The sequence below is a fragment of the Granulicoccus phenolivorans DSM 17626 = NBRC 107789 = JCM 15570 genome (assembly GCF_000423085.1).
GTDB lineage: Bacteria > Actinomycetota > Actinomycetes > Propionibacteriales > Propionibacteriaceae > Granulicoccus > Granulicoccus phenolivorans.
This window is the reverse complement of record NZ_AUHH01000001.1, coordinates 206,150-222,629: the sequence shown is the minus strand read 5'-3', so window position 1 is coordinate 222,629 and position 16,480 is coordinate 206,150. Positions and strand designations below refer to the sequence as shown.

The window sequence follows — 16,480 nt, the reverse complement described above, 5'->3', positions numbered from 1 at the left end:
CCCGTGTCGATCCTCGTGCTGAGCGTGTCCCACAAGACCGCACCGATGGAGGTGCTGTCCCGGTTCACCCTCGAGCCCACCGGCGTCACCAAGCTGGCCCAGTCGCTGACCGACTCGGCCTACATCGACGAAGCGGCGGTACTGTCCACCTGCAACCGGACCGAGATCTACGTCGCGCCGACCAAGTTCCACGGCGGCCTGGGCACCGTGGTCAACGAGTTGAGCAGCGCGGTCGGCGTACCGGTGGAGGCGGTGCAGGAGTCCTGCGCGGTCTTCTACGACGAGGCCGCGGTCAGTCACTGCTTCTCGATGGCCGCCGGGCTGGAGTCCCTGGTCGTCGGCGAGCACCAGATCCTGGGGCAGACCAAGCAAGCACTGACCGCCTCCCAGCAGGCCGGCACCGTCGGTACCGCGCTGAACTCGTTGTTCCAACAGAGCCTGCGGGTGGCCAAGCGGGTACACACCGAGACCGAGGTCGGCTCGGCCGGCCGGTCCCTGATCACCGCCGCGGTCGACCGCCTGGAAATGCTCGGCGTCCCGGTCGCCGGCACCGAGGCCGTGGTGGTCGGCGCCGGCTCGATGGCCTCCCTGGCCGCGCACACCGTGGCCGCCCTGGGCGCTCGGGTGAGCGTGGTCAACCGGACCCTGCCCAAGGCCGAACGGGTCGCTGCCGCGGTGGGGGGCCGGGCCCGCCCGATCACCGAACTCGACGACGCGATCCGGACGGCCGATGTGCTGGTCACCTGCACCGGCGCCCGCTCGCTGACCCTGGGGCCGCAGCGGATCGCGCACACCTCCCTGCGCGGCATCATCGACCTGGCGCTGCCCAACGACGTGGCCGAGGAGGTCGGCGACCTGCCCGGGGTCACCCTGGTGAACCTGAACGGCCTGGTCCACGGCGGCTTCGACGCGGCCTCGGCCCAGCAGGTGACCGCGGCCCGGGAACTGGTCGCCGGCGAGGTCAGCGACTTCCTCGGCAGTCGACGCGCCGCCGCGGTCACCCCCACCGTGGTCGCCCTGCGGACGATGGCCGCGGAGGTGATGGAGCTCGAACTGAACCGTCTCGACACCCGGATCCCGGAGCTGGACCCGGCCGTGCGCACCGAGGTCGCCCAGACCGTACGCCGGGTGGTGGAGAAGCTGCTGCACCAGCCCACCGTGCGGGTCAAGGAGCTCTCCGCCGACCCGAACAACCCCGACTACGCCGCTGCGCTGCGGGAGCTGTTCGCGCTGGACAGCCAGACCGTGACCGCGGTCAGCGAGGTCGATCGGTGACCACCCGGATCCGCCTCGGGGCCCGCCGCTCACCGCTGGCGGTCGCCCAGGCCGAACACATCGCCGACGCCCTGCGCGCGCTCGGCGCCGAGGTCGAGGTGGTCGGGATCGACACCCAGGGGGACACCGACCGGCGCCACCTGACCCAGATCGGCGGGACCGGAATCTTCGCCGCCGCCGTCCGTGAGGGCCTGCTGGGCGGCCGGATCGACGTCGCGGTGCATTCGATGAAGGACCTGCCGACCGCGCCGGTCCCGGGACTGCGGATCGGGGCGGTCCCGGTCCGCGAGGACACCCGCGACGTCCTCATCGGGTCCACCCTGGCCGGCCTGGCCGCAGCACCGCGCGAGACCCCGCTGCGGGTGGGCACCGGGTCACCGCGCCGGCAGCTGCAATTGGCCCGGTACGCCGCGGCCACCGGGGCCCGGCTCGAGTTCACCCCGATCCGCGGCAACGTGGACACCCGGCTGGATCTGGTCCGCACCGGCACGGTGGATGCCACCGTGCTCGCCGCGGCCGGGCTGCGCCGGTTGGGTCGGCTCACCGGGGCTCCCGGCGCCGAGGTCCTCGCCGGCTTCGCCGGGCCGTGGGAGCTGCTCCCGGTCTCGGTGCTGCTCCCGGCGGCGGGGCAGGGTGCGCTGGCGGTGGAGATCCGCGACGAGCCCGGCGAGATCGCCGACCTGGTCGCCCGGCTGGAGGATCCGCTCGCCCGGGCCCGGGTCACTGCCGAACGCGAATTCCTGCGAACGATCGAGGCCGGCTGCCTGGCGCCGGTCGGCGTCCACGTCGAATCCGGTGCCGATTTGACACTGACCGCAGTTATTGGCAGAACCGTAGCCAGCACAGGTGTGACCACCGACCCCGACCGGGCGGTTCAGCTCAGTGCGTCGGCCCCGATGGCGCAGGCCCGCGTACTCGGCGAAACGGCAGCCCAGCGGGCGCTGGCGCAGTTGCGCGCCCGATGAGCGGCAAATCCGGGCAATTTTTGGATTTGCCGGTCTCGGTGAAGTAACGTCCAAGCGCATCAGCGCATCTACGGCAAGAGGCAATGTGAGCACAACGTCGGCGGGGGATCTGCCCGAACAAGCCCTTCCGAGCGCGCCGCAGGCGCGGGGGCGAGTGATCTTTGTCGGAACCGGTCCCGGTGATCCCGACCTGTTGACCCTGGGAGCGGTCGACGCGATTGCGAATGCAAGCGCGGTGGTGATCGACAATGACGCCCTGCGGTCGGTCTTCGAACATCCGGCGGTACGCCTGGCCGAGGGGGTCACGGTCACCGTCGCGCCGCGCCAGCCCTCCGGCAAACCCGCCCCCGCCTCGCAGCGGGCCAAGCTGGTGCTGAAGCTGAGCGAGAACGGCGGACGGGTCGTCCGGCTGGTCGCCGGGGATCCCTTCCTGGACGCCAACGTCGCCGACGAGGCCGCCGCCTGCGTCCGGGGCGGCATCGACTTCGAGGTGGTGCCCGGGGTCTCCAGCCTGACCGCGGTCCCCGAATATTCCGGGATCTCGCTCAACGACGCCTCCGGCGTCCATTTCGTCGCGGTCCCCGAACGGGTCACCAAGGCCCAGTCCTCGCAATGGGCCAACACCGGAACCCTGGTGATCTCCACCGTCGCCGGCCTGATCCCGGAGATCGCCGAGGCCGCGCTGACCAACGGCCGGCCCGCCGAGGACCAGTGCCTGGTCACCTTCTTCGGCGGCTCCACCGAGCAGAACACCTTCCAGGTCAGCCTGGGGGACCTCGCCGCCCGGGCCCGCGACCCGAAGGGACGCCAGGAGACCCGGATCGATCCGACCGAGCCCGCCCACGTGGTGATCGGCCGGGCCGTGGAGCATCGCGAGGACCTGGAGTGGTACGAGTCCAAGCCGTTGTTCGGCTGGCGGGTGCTGGTTCCGCGCACCAAGGACCAGGCCGCCCCGATGGCGAACCGGCTGCGTTCCTACGGGGCCAACTCCGAGGAAGTGCCGACCATCTCGGTGGAGCCGCCCCGCAGCCCGCAGCAGATGGAGCGCGCCATCCGCGGACTGGTCGAGGGCCGCTACGAATGGGTGGCCTTCACCTCGGTGAACGCGGTCCGCGCGGTCCGGGAACGCTTCGAGGACTTCGGCCTGGACGCCCGGGCGCTGTCCGGGCTCAAGGTCGCCGCGGTCGGTCCGGCCACCGGGGGCGCGCTGCAGGCGTGGGGGATCGAACCCGACCTGGTGCCCGCCGACGACCACTCCGCCGCCGGCCTGGCCGCCGCGTGGCCGCCCTATGACGATGTGCTCGACCCGATCAACCGGGTCTTCCTGCCCCGCGCCGACATCGCGACCGAAACCCTGAAGGCCGGGCTCACCAAGCTCGGCTGGGAGGTCGAGGACGTCACCGCGTACCGGACCGTACGCGCCGCCCCGCCGCCCGCGCCGACCCGGGAGGCGATCAAGACCGGCAAGTTCGACGCGGTCGTGTTCACCTCCTCCTCCACGGTCCGCAACCTGGTCGGGATCGCCGGGAAACCGCACGCGACCACCGTGATCGCCGCGATCGGCCCGGCCACCGCCCGGACCTGCGAGGAACACGGCCTGCGGGTGGATGTGATCGCGCCCAAGCCGGGCGCCATCGAGCTCGCCGACGCGCTGGCGAACTTCGCCGCGGCCCGCCGCGACACCCTGGTCGGGCAGGGTCAGGCCGTGACCCGGCCGAGCGAACGCAAGCCCGGACGGCGGCGCTCATGAACCGGGCCGTGCGACCCCGGCGGACCCGGGCCACCGCGGCGCTGCGCGGGCTGGTCGCCGAACATCGCGTCGCCCCGCAGCAGTTGATCCTGCCGGTCTTCGTCCGGGAAGGGGCCACCGCACCGATCCCGATCACCTCGATGCCGGGCGTGGTCCAGCACACCCTCGACTCGGTGCGCCAGACCGCCACGGCGGCCGCTGCCGCCGGGCTGGGCGGGATCATGCTGTTCGGGCTGCCCGAACACAAGGACGCGACCGGATCGGCGGCGCTGGACCCCGCCGGGATCCTCCCGCGGGCGGTCACCGCGATCAGTTCCGAGGTCGGTGACGCCCTGCCGGTGATGACCGATGTCTGTCTCGATGAGTTCACCGATCACGGCCACTGCGGAGTGCTGACCGAGTCCGGGGCGATCGACAATGACCGGACCGTGGAGATCTACGCGCAGATGGCGGTGCTGCACGCCGAGGCCGGGGCCCGGGTGGTCGGGCCCTCGGGGATGATGGACGGCCAGGTCGCCGCGATCCGGGACGCCCTGGAGACCTCCGGCCACGCCGAGACGGTGATCCTGGCGTACGCGGCGAAGTACGCCTCGGCGTTCTACGGCCCGTTCCGGGAGGCGGTGGACTCCTCTCTGCAGGGGGACCGCAAGACCTATCAGCAGGATCCGGCCAACATCCGGGAGTCGCTGCGCGAGATCGCCCTGGACGAGGCCGAGGGTGCCGACATCATCATGGTCAAGCCCGCCCTGGGCTACCTCGATGTGATCCGCGCCGCCCGGGAGACCACCGATCTGCCGATCGCGGCGTACAACGTGTCGGGGGAGTACGCCATGCTCGAGGCGGCGGCCGCCAACGGGTGGATCGAGCGCGAGCGGGCCATCGCCGAAACGCTGACCTCGATCCGGCGGGCCGGGGCCGACATGATCCTCACCTACTGGGCGCTGGAGTACGCCGGCTGATTCACCGGGCTGGTCGGGTTCACAGGGGACTGGTCGGACCGGGGCCGATCACGTAGCGCAGCGCCCCGAGCAGGGCAACCGCGGCGCCGATCAGCAGCAGCCACCACACCTCACCGCGGGGGCGTCGGACCATCACCATGCCCAGCGCCCAGCCGACCACGAACCCGCCCAGGTGCGCCTGCCAGGCGATCTGGGGCACCAACAGGCCGATCCCGGCGTTGATCGCCAACAGGATCACCAGGCCGCGCCGCGAGGTGGCGTCCCGCCAGGCCGCCAACAGCGCGCCGAACAGGCCGAACACCGCGCCGGAGGCCCCCAGGGTCGGGGTGAACCAGCCATTGGAGACCGTGCCGGTGATCAGATCGGCAATGCTGGGCAGGAAGCTCAACCAGGCGAAGGCGACATTGCCGGCCAAGGCACTGAGCAGGTACAGCCAGGCGAACCGCAGCCGGCCCAGGTAGGGCTCCAACTGCGTCCCCACCACCCACAGGCAGGCCAGGTTGCCGAACAGATGGGTCCAGGACTCGGCATGGCCGAACGCGGCGGTGAGGAAGCGCCACGGCTCCGCCCGGCCCAGGAACGGGATGAACATGATCGCCTCGGTGAACCCCGGGATCACCCACTGGGCGATCCAGACCAGGACGCACACACCCATCAGGGTGTAGGTCAACCAGGGGCGCCCCCGCTGCGGCGCGGCCGCGGCCGGCTCGGAGGAGGGGACGGGAGCGGGGTCGGGGTCGGGGTCGGACATGCCCCTCAGGGTACTGACCCGGTTCGGGGGAGGAATCCGCGCGCCGGGCCGACTACACTCAACGCGTGCAGACGAGCCGATCCGAAGAGTTGTTCCAGCGCGCCCAGCAGGTCATCCCGGGCGGGGTGAACTCGCCGGTGCGGGCGTTCCGATCGGTCGGTGGCACTCCGCGCTTCATCGCCCGGGCCTCGGGCCCCTACCTCTACGACGTCGACGGCAACAAGTACGTCGACCTGATCTGCTCCTGGGGGCCGATGCTGCTCGGTCATGCCCACCCCGAGGTGCTCGCCGCGATCGGCCGGGCCGCCGCGGAGGGCACCAGCTACGGCGCGCCCACCGAGGCCGAGGTCCTGCTGGCCGAGGAGATCATCGCCCGGACCCCGATCGAGCAGGTCCGGTTGGTCAACTCCGGCACCGAGGCCACCATGTCGGTGCTGCGGCTGGCCCGCGGCGCGACCGGGCGGGACATGGTGCTGAAGTTCGCCGGCTGCTACCACGGTCACGTCGATTCGTTGCTGGTGCAGGCCGGCTCCGGGGTCGCCACCCTGGGGATCCCCGGAACCCCGGGCGTCCCCGCCGCCACCACCGCCGACACCATCGTGTGCGACTACAACGACCGGGCGCAGGTGCTGGCCGCCTTCGCCGAGCACGGGGACCGGATCGCCTGCGTGATCACCGAGGCGGCCGCGGGGAACATGGGGGTGGTTCCGCCCGCGGTCGGTGCCGACGGCAAGAACTTCAACGCCTTCCTCGCCGAGACCGCCCACGCCCACGGGGCGCTGTTCGTCTCCGATGAGGTGATGACCGGCTTCCGGGTCTCCCGCTCGGGCCAGTACGGCCTGGACGGGGTGCAGCCGGACCTGATGACCTTCGGCAAGGTGATGGGCGGCGGGTTCCCGGCCGCCGCGTTCGGCGGCCGCGCGGACCTGATGGCGCACCTGTCCCCGGTCGGTGAGGTCTACCAGGCCGGCACCCTGTCGGGGAACCCGGTCGCCTCCACCGCCGGGCTGACCACGCTGCGGCTGGCCACCGAGGAGGTGTACGCCCGCCTCGATGCCACCTCGGCCACCGTGCGCGAGGCCGTCACCGCCGCCCTGAGCGCCGCCTCGGTGCCGCACGTGATCCAGCGCAGCGGCAACCTGTTCTCGGTCTTCTTCACCGATGCCGCCGCGGTGCCCGACTACACCGCGGCCGCGGCGCAGCACACCGGCGCGTACCGGGCGTTCTTCCACGCGATGCTGGAGCGCGGGGTCTACCTGGCGCCCAGCGCGTTCGAGGCCTGGTTCCTGTCGGCGGCGCACGGGGACGCCGAAATCTCACGTATTGTCGATGCCCTGCCTGCGGCCGCCCAGGCTGCGGCGGCGGCGTACTGAGGAGAAACGATGGCGACTGCGGTGGTCCACCTGTTGCGGCACGGCCAGGTGCACAATCCCGACGGGGTGCTCTACGAGCGTCTGCCGAACTTCCATCTGTCCGCGCTCGGCCGGCAGATGGCCGCCCGGGTGGCGGAGTACACCAAGGACTTCGACCTGGTGCACCTGCGCTGTTCCCCGCTGGAGCGCGCCCAGGAAACCATGGAACCGGTCGCGGCGAACCACCCCCGGGTCGATGTCATCACCGATCCGCGGGTGATCGAGGCCAGCAACCGGCTCGCCGGGCAGGCCTTCGCCGGGAAGCTGTCCCAGGTGCTGCGTCCGTCGGTGCTGACCAAGCTGTACAACCCGCTGCGCCCCAGCTGGGGGGAGCCGTACGCCCTGATCGTCGCCCGGATGAATGCCGCGCTGCACGACGCCGCCGAGGCCGCCGACGGGCACGAGGCGCTGATCGTGTCCCACCAGTTGCCGATCTGGCTCACCCGGCGTGCGGCGGAGGGCCGCCGGTCGGTGCACGATCCGCGCAAGCGCCAGGCGACGCTGTGCAGCCTGACCTCCTTCACCTTCGTCGACGGCCGGATCACCCGGGTCGACTACGCAGAACCCGCTCGTGACCTGTTGCCGGCCACGAACCGGGCTGCCCAGCGCAAGCTGGTGGCCGGGGCATGAGGCGACTGCTCCTGCTGCTGGTCCCGGTACTGCTCCTGCTGGCCGGCTGCGGCTCGGCCCGCGCCACCGGGGGCGGGTTCGTCGCCGGGGACGCCGCGCTCACCCGGGTCCCGGTCGCCGAGCGGCAGGCCGCGCCGGTGGTCACCGGGACCGGGCTGGACGGGGAACAACTGACCACCGCCCAGCCGGGCAAGGTCGTGGTGATCAACGTCTGGGGCTCCTGGTGTGCCCCGTGCCGGGCCGAGGCGCCCGATCTGCAGGCCGCGCACGAGGCGACCACCGATCAGGCCGTCTTCATCGGCATCGACACCCGCGACCCCGATCCGGCGCCGGCCCGGGCGTTCGTGCGCAGCTTCGGGATCGGCTACCCCTCCATCCACGACCCGGACGGGCGCACCCTGCTCGAGTTCTCCGGGCAGCTGCCGCCCTCGGGGATCCCCTCCACGCTGGTGATCGACGCCGAGGGCCGGGTGGCCGCCCGGGTGATCGGGGTGGTCAACAAGACCACCCTGGTCGGCCTCATCGAGGACACGGCGGCCGGTAAATGACGCCGGACCTCCCGCTGATCGCGATGAACAGCTGGGCCACCGAGGCGGTCAGCGGGTCGCTGCTGATCGCCGTCCCGGTGGCCGCGCTGGCCGGGCTGATCTCCTTCTTCTCCCCGTGCGTGCTGCCACTGCTGCCGGGCTATCTGTCCTACGCCTCCGGGATGAGCGCCTCGGAGGTGATCCGCGGGGAGGGCAAGCGGTGGCGGATGCTGCTGGGGACGCTCGGGTTCGTGCTCGGGTTCGCGCTGGTCTTCGTCGCCACCGGCGCCCTGTTCGGCACCCTCGGCAAACTGCTGCTGACCCAGGCCCGGCCGCTGACGATCGTGCTCGGGGTCGTGCTGATCCTGGTCGGGCTGATCTTCGCCGGGCTGATCCCGCTGGGCCAGCGCGACCTGCGGATCCACCGGCTGCCCGCGGTCGGGGTCGCCGCCGCGCCCCTGTTGGGCATCCTGTTCGGCCTGGGCTGGACCCCGTGCATCGGGCCGACCCTGTCGGTGGTGCTGACCATGTCCCTCAACGAGGGCTCGGCGACCCGGGGCGGCCTGCTCTCCTTCGTCTACGCGCTGGGTCTGGGGATCCCGTTCATCATCGCCGGGGTCGCCTTCACCCGCTTCCAACCGGTGGTGAAGTTCGTCCGGCGCCATCAGGGCCTGTTGCAGAGGGTCGGCGGGGCGATGATGGTGCTGATGGGCGTACTCATGCTGACCGGGGTGTGGGACTACGTGATGGGGTACCTGAAGAGCTGGGCGGCCGGCTTCCAGGTCGTGATCTGATGAGTGGGCGTTGAACTGATGAGTACCGATACCGACACCCGCGCCACCCCGGTCGAGCAGCCCGCCCCGGATCGGCGCCGCCGCCGTGATGCCCCGGGCCTGTCGCTGCGGGAACTGCTGCGGTTCTGCTGGACCCAGCTCACCGCGATGCGGACCGCGCTGACCCTGCTGTTCCTGGCCGCGCTCGCCGCGATCCCCGGGTCGCTGTTCCCGCAGCGCTCGGTGTCGCCGGGGCAGGTGCGTACCTTCCTCGCCGAGCAACCCTTCTGGGGGCCGGTGCTGGATGCGCTGCGGCTGTTCGACGTCTACACCTCGCCCTGGTTCTCCGCGATCTACCTGTTGCTGCTGGTCTCCCTGATCGGCTGCATCACCCCGCGCACGATCGCGTACGCCAAGGCGGTCCGGGCCCAACCGGTGGCGACCCCGCGGCGGCTGTCCCGGCTGCCGGCGTACCTGTCGGTGCGCACCCGGGACCCGCAAGGGGCCCTGGATCGCGCCGAGACGTGGCTGCGGGCCAAGCACTTCCGGATCCGCCGCGACGGCGACTCGATCAGCGCCGAGCGCGGCTACCTGCGCGAAGCGGGCAACCTGGTCTTCCACGTCTCGCTGGTGATCATGCTGCTCGGGATCGCCGCCGGGGTGCTCTACGGCTACCGGGGGACCGCGGTGGTTCCGGAGGGCCGGGGCTTCTCCAACAACCTGACCCAGTACGACGACATCTCCTCCGGGGCGATGTTCACCGACCGGGACCTGACCCCGTTCACCGTGCTCGCCGACCAGCTCGACGTCCGCTTCGAGACCGGGCCGCACGCCTTCGGCGCCCCGCGGGAGTTCACCCTGCACGCCCGCTACACCGAGGGCGGGCCGCTGGAATCGGCGACCATCCAGGTGAACCATCCGCTGCAACTGTCCGACGGGACCCAGGTGCACCTGCTGGCGCACGGGTACGCACCGCAGATCACCGTCCGTGACGGCAACGGGCAGGTGGCCTGGTCGGGGCCGGTCGTTTTCGTTCCCGAGGACGGCAACTTCAACTCCACCGGGGTGATCAAGGTCCCCGACGCCCGCCCCGAACGGCTGGCCTTCGAGGGCCGGCTGCTGCCGACCGCGGTGGTCGACGAACGCGGCACCCGTTCCGCCTTCCCCGATGCGGAGAACCCGGTGCTGTTCCTGACCGCGTACGCCGGGGCGCCGAAGGCGGAGTCCGGGGTGCCGGAGAACGTCTACACCCTGGACAAGACCGGGATGCGCCAGCTCACCCGGGCCCAGGAGATCCAGCTGACCCCGGGCAGTTCCTACCAGTTGCCCGACGGCGGATCGGTCTCCTTCGACGGTCTGCAGCGCTGGACCCGGCTGCAGGTCTCGCACACCCCGGCGATGGGTGTCACCCTGGTCGGGACCGGGCTGGCGGTGCTCGGGCTGTGCCTGTCGTTGTTCATCCGTCCGCGCCGGTTGTGGGTCCGTGTCCCCGCGGTCGGTGCCGGTGGGGACCCGGTGATCGAGGTGGCCGGGCTGGACCGGGCCGATGCTCGCAGCGGGCTGGACATCGATGTCGAGGACCTGGCCATCGCCGCCGCCGACCTCGATCGTGCTGCTCCCGGGAACGGACCCGACCCGGCCGACACCGAAACGCCCAGTAGGGTGACCGGAGATCGTGCGGAGGAATCATGAACATCTACGGTGAATACTCGATGCTGGCGATGGTCACCGCCGGTGTCATCTACATGCTGGCGGTCCTCATCCATGCCGCGGAGTGGGCCTCCGCCCGGGGCACCCGGGTCAAGGTCCGTCCGGCCCGGACCCGCAGCGCCATGCTGGCCGGGGCCGTGGTGGCCCGCGGCGCCGGCACCGACGCCGCCGACCCGGAGCCGGCCGAGCCGGCCGCCGACACCGGACCCACGGTCCCCGAACCGACGCACAAGGAACTCCTGCGGACCGAGAAGCTGGGCCGGATCGGGCTGGCCATCACCACCGTCGGGGTGGCCTGCCACGCGGTCGGGGTGATTCTGCGCGGCGTCGCCGCCGGACGCGCCCCCTGGGGCAACATGTACGAGTTCACCACCACCTCGCTGCTGGTGCTGATGCTGGCCTACCTGGTGGTGGCCTACCGCTTCGGGATGCGCTGGCTGGGCCTGTTGGCCGTCCTGGTCGGCACGATCGGGCTGGGTGTCGCGGTAACGGTGTTCTACGTCGACGTCGCCGCGCTGGTCCCGGCGCTGCACTCGGCCTGGTTCCTGTTCCATGTCCCGCTGGCCGCGATCGGCGGCGCGGCGATGAACCTCGGCGCGATCGCGTCGATCCTGTATCTGGTCCGCAAGCGGGCCGAGGAGAAGGGCACCGTCCGGGGATACCTGGCCAAGCTGCCCGATTCGGCCCGGCTGGACCGGCTGGCGTACCGGCTGAACGCGTTCGCCTTCCCACTGTGGACGATCGTGATCGCCGCCGGGGCGATCTGGGCCCAGTACGCCTGGGGCCGCTACTGGAACTGGGATCCCAAGGAGACCTTCTCCCTGGTCACCTGGGCGATCTATGCGATCTACCTGCACGCCCGCGCCACCGCCGGATGGAAGGGCACCCGCGCGACGATCATCTCGCTGGTCGGGGTGGTCTCCTTCTGGTGGAACTTCGTCGGGGTGAACCTGTTCATCCAGGGCCTGCACTCCTACGCCAAATGAGTGCCGCCGAACCGTCCCGGACCCGGGGGCCCGGGCTCGGAATGACGATGTCGCTGGGCGTGCTCGCGATGTTCGCGCCGTTCAGCACCGATACGATCTTTCCCGCCTTCGCGGCGATGGGGGTCCAGTTCGGGGCCGACTCCACCCAGATGCAGCAGGTGACCTCGGTCTACCTGATCGCCCTGGCCCTGATGAGCATCTTCCACGGGGCCATCTCCGACGCGGTCGGGCGCCGCAGCGTGATGCTGGTGGCGGCCGCGGCGTACACCCTGGCGTCGGTGGGCTGTGCCCTGGCGACCTCGCTGCCGATGCTGCTGGTCTTCCGGTTCGGCCAGGGCATGTTCGCCGGGGCCGGGATGATCATCACCCGCACCATCGTCCGCGACCTGTACTCCGGGCCGCCGGCGCAGAAACTGATGGCCCAGATCATGATGATGCTCGGCCTGGGCCCGGCCCTGGCGCCGATCATCGGTGGCCTGCTGCTGGGGGTCGGTGGCTGGCCGATCATCTTCTGGTTCCTCACCGGGTACGGCGTCCTCGCCTTCGTGGCCTCCTGGGCGCTGCCGGAAACTCTCCCGGCGGACCAGCGCCAGCCCCTGCACGTGCCCGCGCTGCTGCGGTCGCTGTGGACGGTGGCGCGCAACGGACCGCTGCTGCGGGTGGGCCTGGCCGGGGTGCTCGGGTTCAGCAGCCAGTTCCTCTACATCGTCGGGGCCCCGATCTTCCTGGGCGAACTGCTGCACCAGGGCGAACAGGACTACTGGAAGATGTTCGTCCCGATGGTGGCCGGGATGATCGCCGGGTCCTGGGCGATGGGCCGGTTGTCGGGCTGGATCTCGGCGAACCGGATCGCCGGGATCGGGTTCGCGATCACCATCGTCGGGGTCGTGGTGAACCTGGTGCTGGCGGTGGCCCTGCCGAGTCTGCCCTGGGCGGTGATCGGGTTGGTCATCATGGCGTTCGGCAATCAGTTGTTCATGTCCATCACCCAGTTGGCTGCGATGGATCTGATGCCCGAACATCGCGGCGCGGTGTCCTCGGTGGTGACCTTCCTGCAACTGGTCATCCAGGCGGTGCAGGCCGGTGTGATCGCGCCCCTGGTGGGCGGGTCGCTGCTGCAGTTCGCGCTGGGTTCGGCCGCCTTCGCCGTCGTCGGCGTCCTGCTGTGGCTGTGGCACCTGCGGGCAGTGCCTCAGCCCTGACCGCGGTGCGGTTAGGCTTCCCCGCATGGCTACCTACGCGCTGATCTATTCCTACGTCGACGACGCCGCCGCCCTCGACGAGGCCCGGCCGCGGCATCGCGAATTCCTGCTCCGCCTCGGTGAGCAGGGCATCTGCCTGGCGGCGGGGAAGTTCGCGCCGAGCGAGCAGCCCGGTGGCCTGCTGATCTTCCGGCACGACGACAGGGACGAACTCACCGACATCCTGTCCCGGGACCCGTTCCAATTGGAGGGAATGGTCACCGGGGCGAAGCTGATCGAGTGGACGCCGGCGGTGGGGCCGGTGGCACCCGACCTGCAGTGATGCCCGCCGCGCCGGGTGTGGCGGCACCGGTTGGCCGGCCATGACAACATAGGGCCCATGGATCGGACTTTGCCGCACTACGACCTGGTGGTCATCGGTTCGGGATCGGGCAACTCGCTGCTCGATGAGCGCTTCAACGACCTCAAGGTCGCCCTCGTCGACCGGGGAATCGACAACGGGACCCGCGATCTGGGCCCGACCGAACCCGGTGTCTTCGGCGGCACCTGCCTGAATGTGGGCTGCATCCCGACCAAGATGCTGGTCTACCCGGCCGACCTGGCGATCTCCGGTCAGGAGTCGGGACGACTCGGGGTCGGGCTGCCGCCGGGCACCGTGGACTGGCCGGCGATCCGCGATCGCATCTTCACCCGGATCGACGGGGTCGCCGAGGGTGGGCTGGACTGGCGCGAGCAGAATCCGAACATCACCGTCTACCGGGGCGAGGCGCGGTTCACCGGTCCGAAAACCCTGGGCGTGGCCGGCGGCAAGATCACCGCGGACCGCTTCGTGATCGCCGCGGGCTCGCGGCCGCATGCGCTGAGCGTACGCGGGGCCGACGACCCCCGGGTGCACACCTCGGACACGATCCTGCGGCTGGACAAGCTGCCGGAAACCCTGGTGATCATCGGCGGTGGCTACATCTCCGCGGAGTTGGCGCATGTGTTCTCCGCCTTCGGCGTACGCGTGGCGATCATCAGCCACTCCGGGGCCCTGCTGCGCCGCGAGGATGCCGACGTGTCCCGGCGGTTCACCCAGGTGATGTCGCAGCGGGTCACCGTCCGGCTGAACCAGACCCTGATGCGATTCGAGAGCCTCGAGGACCGGATCGTCACCGTGACCACCGACTCCGACGGGGTCGAGTACGAGTACGAGTCCGACCTGGTGCTGAACGCCACCGGCCGCGTCCCCAACGGCGACCGGATGAACCTGCGCGCCGCCGGGATCCGGACCGAGGAGCACGGCCTGATCGTGGTCGATGAGTACCAGCGGACCAACGTCGAGGGCATTTTCGCGATGGGGGACGTGTCCTCGCCGTTCCAGCTCAAGCACGTGGCCAATCACGAGACCCGGGTGGTGCAGCACAACCTGCTGAACCCGAAGAACCTGATCGCCGCCGATCACCGGTACGTGCCGCACGCGGTGTTCTCCCACCCCCAGGTCGCCTCGGTCGGGCTCACCGAGAAGCAGGCGCACGACCGCGACCTCACCTTCGTCACCGCGACCCAGGACTACGGCTCGGTGGCCTACGGCTGGGCGATGGAGGACACCCAGCACTTCTGCAAACTCATCGCCGATCCGAAGACCGGGCTGCTGCTCGGGGCGCACATCATCGGTCCGCAGGCCTCCCTGCTGATCCAACCGCTGATCCAGGCGATGAGTTTCGGGCTGGGCGTACGGGAGATGGCGCGGGGGCAGTACTGGATCCATCCGGCGCTGACCGAGGTCGTGGAGAACGCTCTGCTGGCCCTTCCGCTGGACTGATTCGCCGGGCCCGGGCGGGCATCAATTGCCCTCTGGCAAGCCCGGTACCCGAAATTGGAGACTTTCCTGGTCTATGCTTCCCGGTGTGCCCGTACGGTCACGCAACAACCGATCAGGAGATATCGACAATGTCGAATCAGTACGGACAGCCTGACTCCGGCTTCGGCCAGCAGTCCGGCAGCCCGAGTAATCCGTACGGGCAGCAGCCGTCCTACGGCGACCAGCAGCACAATCCCTACGCGCCGCAGTACGGCCAGGAGCAGCAGTCCCCGTACGGGCAGCCTGCGGCGGCACAGCCCGAATCGCACGCGCAACCCGATTCGCACGCGCAACCCGAATCCCACGCGCAGCCCGAATCGCACGCGCCGGCCTCGGCCCCGGAGCACCAGCAGAATCCGTACGGGCAGCCCTCGGCCGCCGAGCAGCACAATCCGTACGCGCAGCCGGCCTACGGCCAGGAGCAGCAGCAGAATCCGTACGGCCAGCCCGCGTACGGTCAGGAGCAGCAGCAGAATCCGTACGGCCAGCCCGCCTACGGTCAGGAGCAGCAGCACCCGTACGCCCAGCACAGCTACGGCCAGACCGAAGAGGCCGCCGGCCAGCATGCCTACGGGCAGCCGGCCGAGCAGCACCCCTACGGGCAGCAGCAGTCCTACGACGGCGGCCAGCAGGCCCAGGGGCAGGAGGCCCAGCAGCCGGCGGCGGAGTCGAACCCCTACGGCCAGCAGCAGTCCTATGACGGCAGCCACCCCGGCTACGGCCAGGAGCAGCAGCAGAACCCCTATGGCCAGCAGACCTACGGCCAGGAACAGTCCTACGGGTCCGCGCAGTCCTACGGGTCGGCGCAGTCGTACGGGTCGGCGCAGTCCTACGGGTCCGCGCAGTCCTACGGGTCGGCGGCCGATCAGGGCCGGGCGACCTCCGCCGGGTCGGCGGCTTCGCAGGGTTCGGCAGCCTCCTACAGCTCGGCACCCGCGCCGACCGATCAGCAGGCGTACGCCCAGCCCGCCGCCGACCAGCAGCAGTACGGGGTCGACCAGTACGGCCAGCAGCAGGCGTACGCCCAGCCCGGCGCCGAGCAGCAACAGTACGCAGTCGACCAGTACGGCCAGCAGCAGGCGTACGGGCAGCCCGGGGCCGACCAGCAGCAGTATGGTGTCGAGCAGCAGCAGTACGGGGTCGATCAGTACGGCCAGCAGCAGGCGTACGCCCAGCCCGGCGCCGACCAGCAGCAGTACGGGGCCGACCAGCAGCAGTACGCGGCCGACCAGTACGGCCAGCAGCAGGGGTACGGTCAGCCGGGCTACCCGCAGCCGGGCGTCGACCAGGGCCAACTGGCCCTCCAGCCGACCGGATTCGCCGGGGACGGCAGTACGCCGGCCGGTCAGGTGCCCCCGGGCGCCGGGATCGCGCACTTCAACGGCCAGGGCGCAGCCGTCGGCGCCCTGATCGCGGTCCTGCTCAACGGGATCACCGCCGGCATCGCGGCCCCGTGGGCGCTGAAGTTCTACTACGACTGGGAGTACGAGCGCACCACGGTGCTCGGCCGCCGGCTGCAGTTCACCGGTGATCCGGGTCAGTTCTTCGGCAAGTGGATCGTGATCTGGCTGCTCTCGGCGATCACCCTCGGCATCTACCTGATCTGGGGTTGGCCGAAGGTCCAGCAGTGGATCAAGGAGAACACCAGCTTCGCCTGATCCGCACCGCGCCGCCACGGGCCGTCTCCCCTCCGGAGG

General features: G+C 70.7%; 15 protein-coding genes. 14 read left to right on the top strand and 1 reads right to left on the bottom strand.

Annotation, left to right across the window (positions count from 1 at the left end):
• The first annotated feature begins 3 nt into the window (after positions 1-3).
• From G531_RS0101140 to hemB, 4 genes are all read left to right on the top strand, one after another.
• Complete coding sequence (locus G531_RS0101140; protein WP_026925851.1) at positions 4-1,275, top strand: glutamyl-tRNA reductase; 1,272 nt, start codon at positions 4-6, stop codon at positions 1,273-1,275.
• Positions 1,272-2,240 carry a hydroxymethylbilane synthase gene (gene hemC / locus G531_RS19550; protein ID WP_081683715.1) on the top strand — a complete coding sequence of 323 codons (969 nt, stop codon included), beginning with the start codon at positions 1,272-1,274 and terminating at the stop codon, positions 2,238-2,240. The genes G531_RS0101140 and hemC overlap by 4 nt, the downstream gene beginning before the upstream one ends.
• 109 nt (positions 2,241-2,349) lie before the next feature.
• Positions 2,350-3,990 (top strand): bifunctional uroporphyrinogen-III C-methyltransferase/uroporphyrinogen-III synthase, encoded by a 1,641-nt coding sequence (locus G531_RS0101130; RefSeq protein WP_026925850.1) that lies wholly within the window; start codon positions 2,350-2,352, stop codon positions 3,988-3,990.
• Positions 3,987-4,949: a porphobilinogen synthase gene (gene hemB / locus G531_RS0101125; protein WP_026925849.1), complete on the top strand. Its 963-nt coding sequence runs from the start codon at positions 3,987-3,989 to the stop codon at positions 4,947-4,949. The genes G531_RS0101130 and hemB overlap by 4 nt, the downstream gene beginning before the upstream one ends.
• Positions 4,950-4,968: 19 nt before the next feature.
• On the opposite strand, the gene G531_RS19545 is transcribed toward hemB, so the two are convergent.
• Positions 4,969-5,700, bottom strand: coding sequence for a rhomboid family intramembrane serine protease (locus G531_RS19545; RefSeq protein ID WP_051214857.1), 732 nt, complete (start codon positions 5,698-5,700; stop codon positions 4,969-4,971).
• A gap of 65 nt (positions 5,701-5,765) precedes the next feature.
• Between G531_RS19545 and hemL the strand changes: the two genes are divergently transcribed.
• From hemL to G531_RS26860, 10 genes are all read left to right on the top strand, one after another.
• A complete protein-coding gene (gene hemL / locus G531_RS0101115) occupies positions 5,766-7,073 on the top strand; it encodes a glutamate-1-semialdehyde 2,1-aminomutase (protein ID WP_026925848.1) in 1,308 nt (435 codons plus the stop codon).
• A 9-nt stretch (positions 7,074-7,082) separates the two neighbouring features.
• Positions 7,083-7,742, top strand: a complete 660-nt coding sequence (locus tag G531_RS0101110) for a histidine phosphatase family protein (protein WP_026925847.1) — start codon at positions 7,083-7,085, stop codon at positions 7,740-7,742.
• Entirely contained in the window at positions 7,739-8,290 is a 552-nt protein-coding gene (locus G531_RS0101105; protein WP_026925846.1) for a TlpA family protein disulfide reductase, read from the top strand. Before G531_RS0101110 ends, G531_RS0101105 begins: the two co-directional genes overlap by 4 nt.
• Before the next feature lie 23 nt (positions 8,291-8,313).
• Entirely contained in the window at positions 8,314-9,063 is a 750-nt protein-coding gene (locus G531_RS0101100) for a cytochrome c biogenesis CcdA family protein (RefSeq protein ID WP_035756759.1), read from the top strand.
• An 18-nt stretch (positions 9,064-9,081) separates the two neighbouring features.
• Positions 9,082-10,734, top strand: a complete 1,653-nt coding sequence (gene resB / locus G531_RS19540; protein ID WP_081683714.1) for a cytochrome c biogenesis protein ResB — start codon at positions 9,082-9,084, stop codon at positions 10,732-10,734.
• On the top strand, positions 10,731-11,738 hold the full coding sequence (gene ccsB, locus G531_RS0101090; protein WP_026925844.1) for a c-type cytochrome biogenesis protein CcsB: 1,008 nt from the start codon (positions 10,731-10,733) through the stop codon (positions 11,736-11,738). Before resB ends, ccsB begins: the two co-directional genes overlap by 4 nt.
• Entirely contained in the window at positions 11,735-12,940 is a 1,206-nt protein-coding gene (locus tag G531_RS19535) for a multidrug effflux MFS transporter (protein WP_035756641.1), read from the top strand. Before ccsB ends, G531_RS19535 begins: the two co-directional genes overlap by 4 nt.
• A gap of 25 nt (positions 12,941-12,965) precedes the next feature.
• Positions 12,966-13,262, top strand: coding sequence for a YciI family protein (locus tag G531_RS0101080; protein ID WP_026925843.1), 297 nt, complete (start codon positions 12,966-12,968; stop codon positions 13,260-13,262).
• A 69-nt stretch (positions 13,263-13,331) separates the two neighbouring features.
• Positions 13,332-14,744, top strand: a complete 1,413-nt coding sequence (locus G531_RS0101075) for a mycothione reductase (RefSeq protein ID WP_026925842.1) — start codon at positions 13,332-13,334, stop codon at positions 14,742-14,744.
• A 128-nt stretch (positions 14,745-14,872) separates the two neighbouring features.
• Complete coding sequence (locus G531_RS26860; protein WP_051214856.1) at positions 14,873-16,441, top strand: DUF898 family protein; 1,569 nt, start codon at positions 14,873-14,875, stop codon at positions 16,439-16,441.
• Positions 16,442-16,480: the final 39 nt, after the last annotated feature.

What these genes read in the sequence shown, in the direction of transcription:
- G531_RS26860 (WP_051214856.1), top strand. Translation starts at nt 14,873, where the DNA reads ATGTCGAATCAGTACGGACAGCCTGACTCCGGCTTCGGCCAGCAGTCC.
- ccsB (WP_026925844.1), top strand. Translation starts at nt 10,731, where the DNA reads ATGAACATCTACGGTGAATACTCGATGCTGGCGATGGTCACCGCCGGT.
- G531_RS0101105 (WP_026925846.1), top strand. Translation starts at nt 7,739, where the DNA reads ATGAGGCGACTGCTCCTGCTGCTGGTCCCGGTACTGCTCCTGCTGGCC.
- G531_RS0101080 (WP_026925843.1), top strand. Translation starts at nt 12,966, where the DNA reads ATGGCTACCTACGCGCTGATCTATTCCTACGTCGACGACGCCGCCGCC.
- G531_RS19535 (WP_035756641.1), top strand. Translation starts at nt 11,735, where the DNA reads ATGAGTGCCGCCGAACCGTCCCGGACCCGGGGGCCCGGGCTCGGAATG.
- resB (WP_081683714.1), top strand. Translation starts at nt 9,082, where the DNA reads ATGAGTACCGATACCGACACCCGCGCCACCCCGGTCGAGCAGCCCGCC.
- hemB (WP_026925849.1), top strand. Translation starts at nt 3,987, where the DNA reads ATGAACCGGGCCGTGCGACCCCGGCGGACCCGGGCCACCGCGGCGCTG.
- G531_RS19545 (WP_051214857.1), bottom strand. Translation starts at nt 5,700, where the DNA reads ATGTCCGACCCCGACCCCGACCCCGCTCCCGTCCCCTCCTCCGAGCCG.
- G531_RS0101100 (WP_035756759.1), top strand. Translation starts at nt 8,314, where the DNA reads ATGAACAGCTGGGCCACCGAGGCGGTCAGCGGGTCGCTGCTGATCGCC.
- G531_RS0101110 (WP_026925847.1), top strand. Translation starts at nt 7,083, where the DNA reads ATGGCGACTGCGGTGGTCCACCTGTTGCGGCACGGCCAGGTGCACAAT.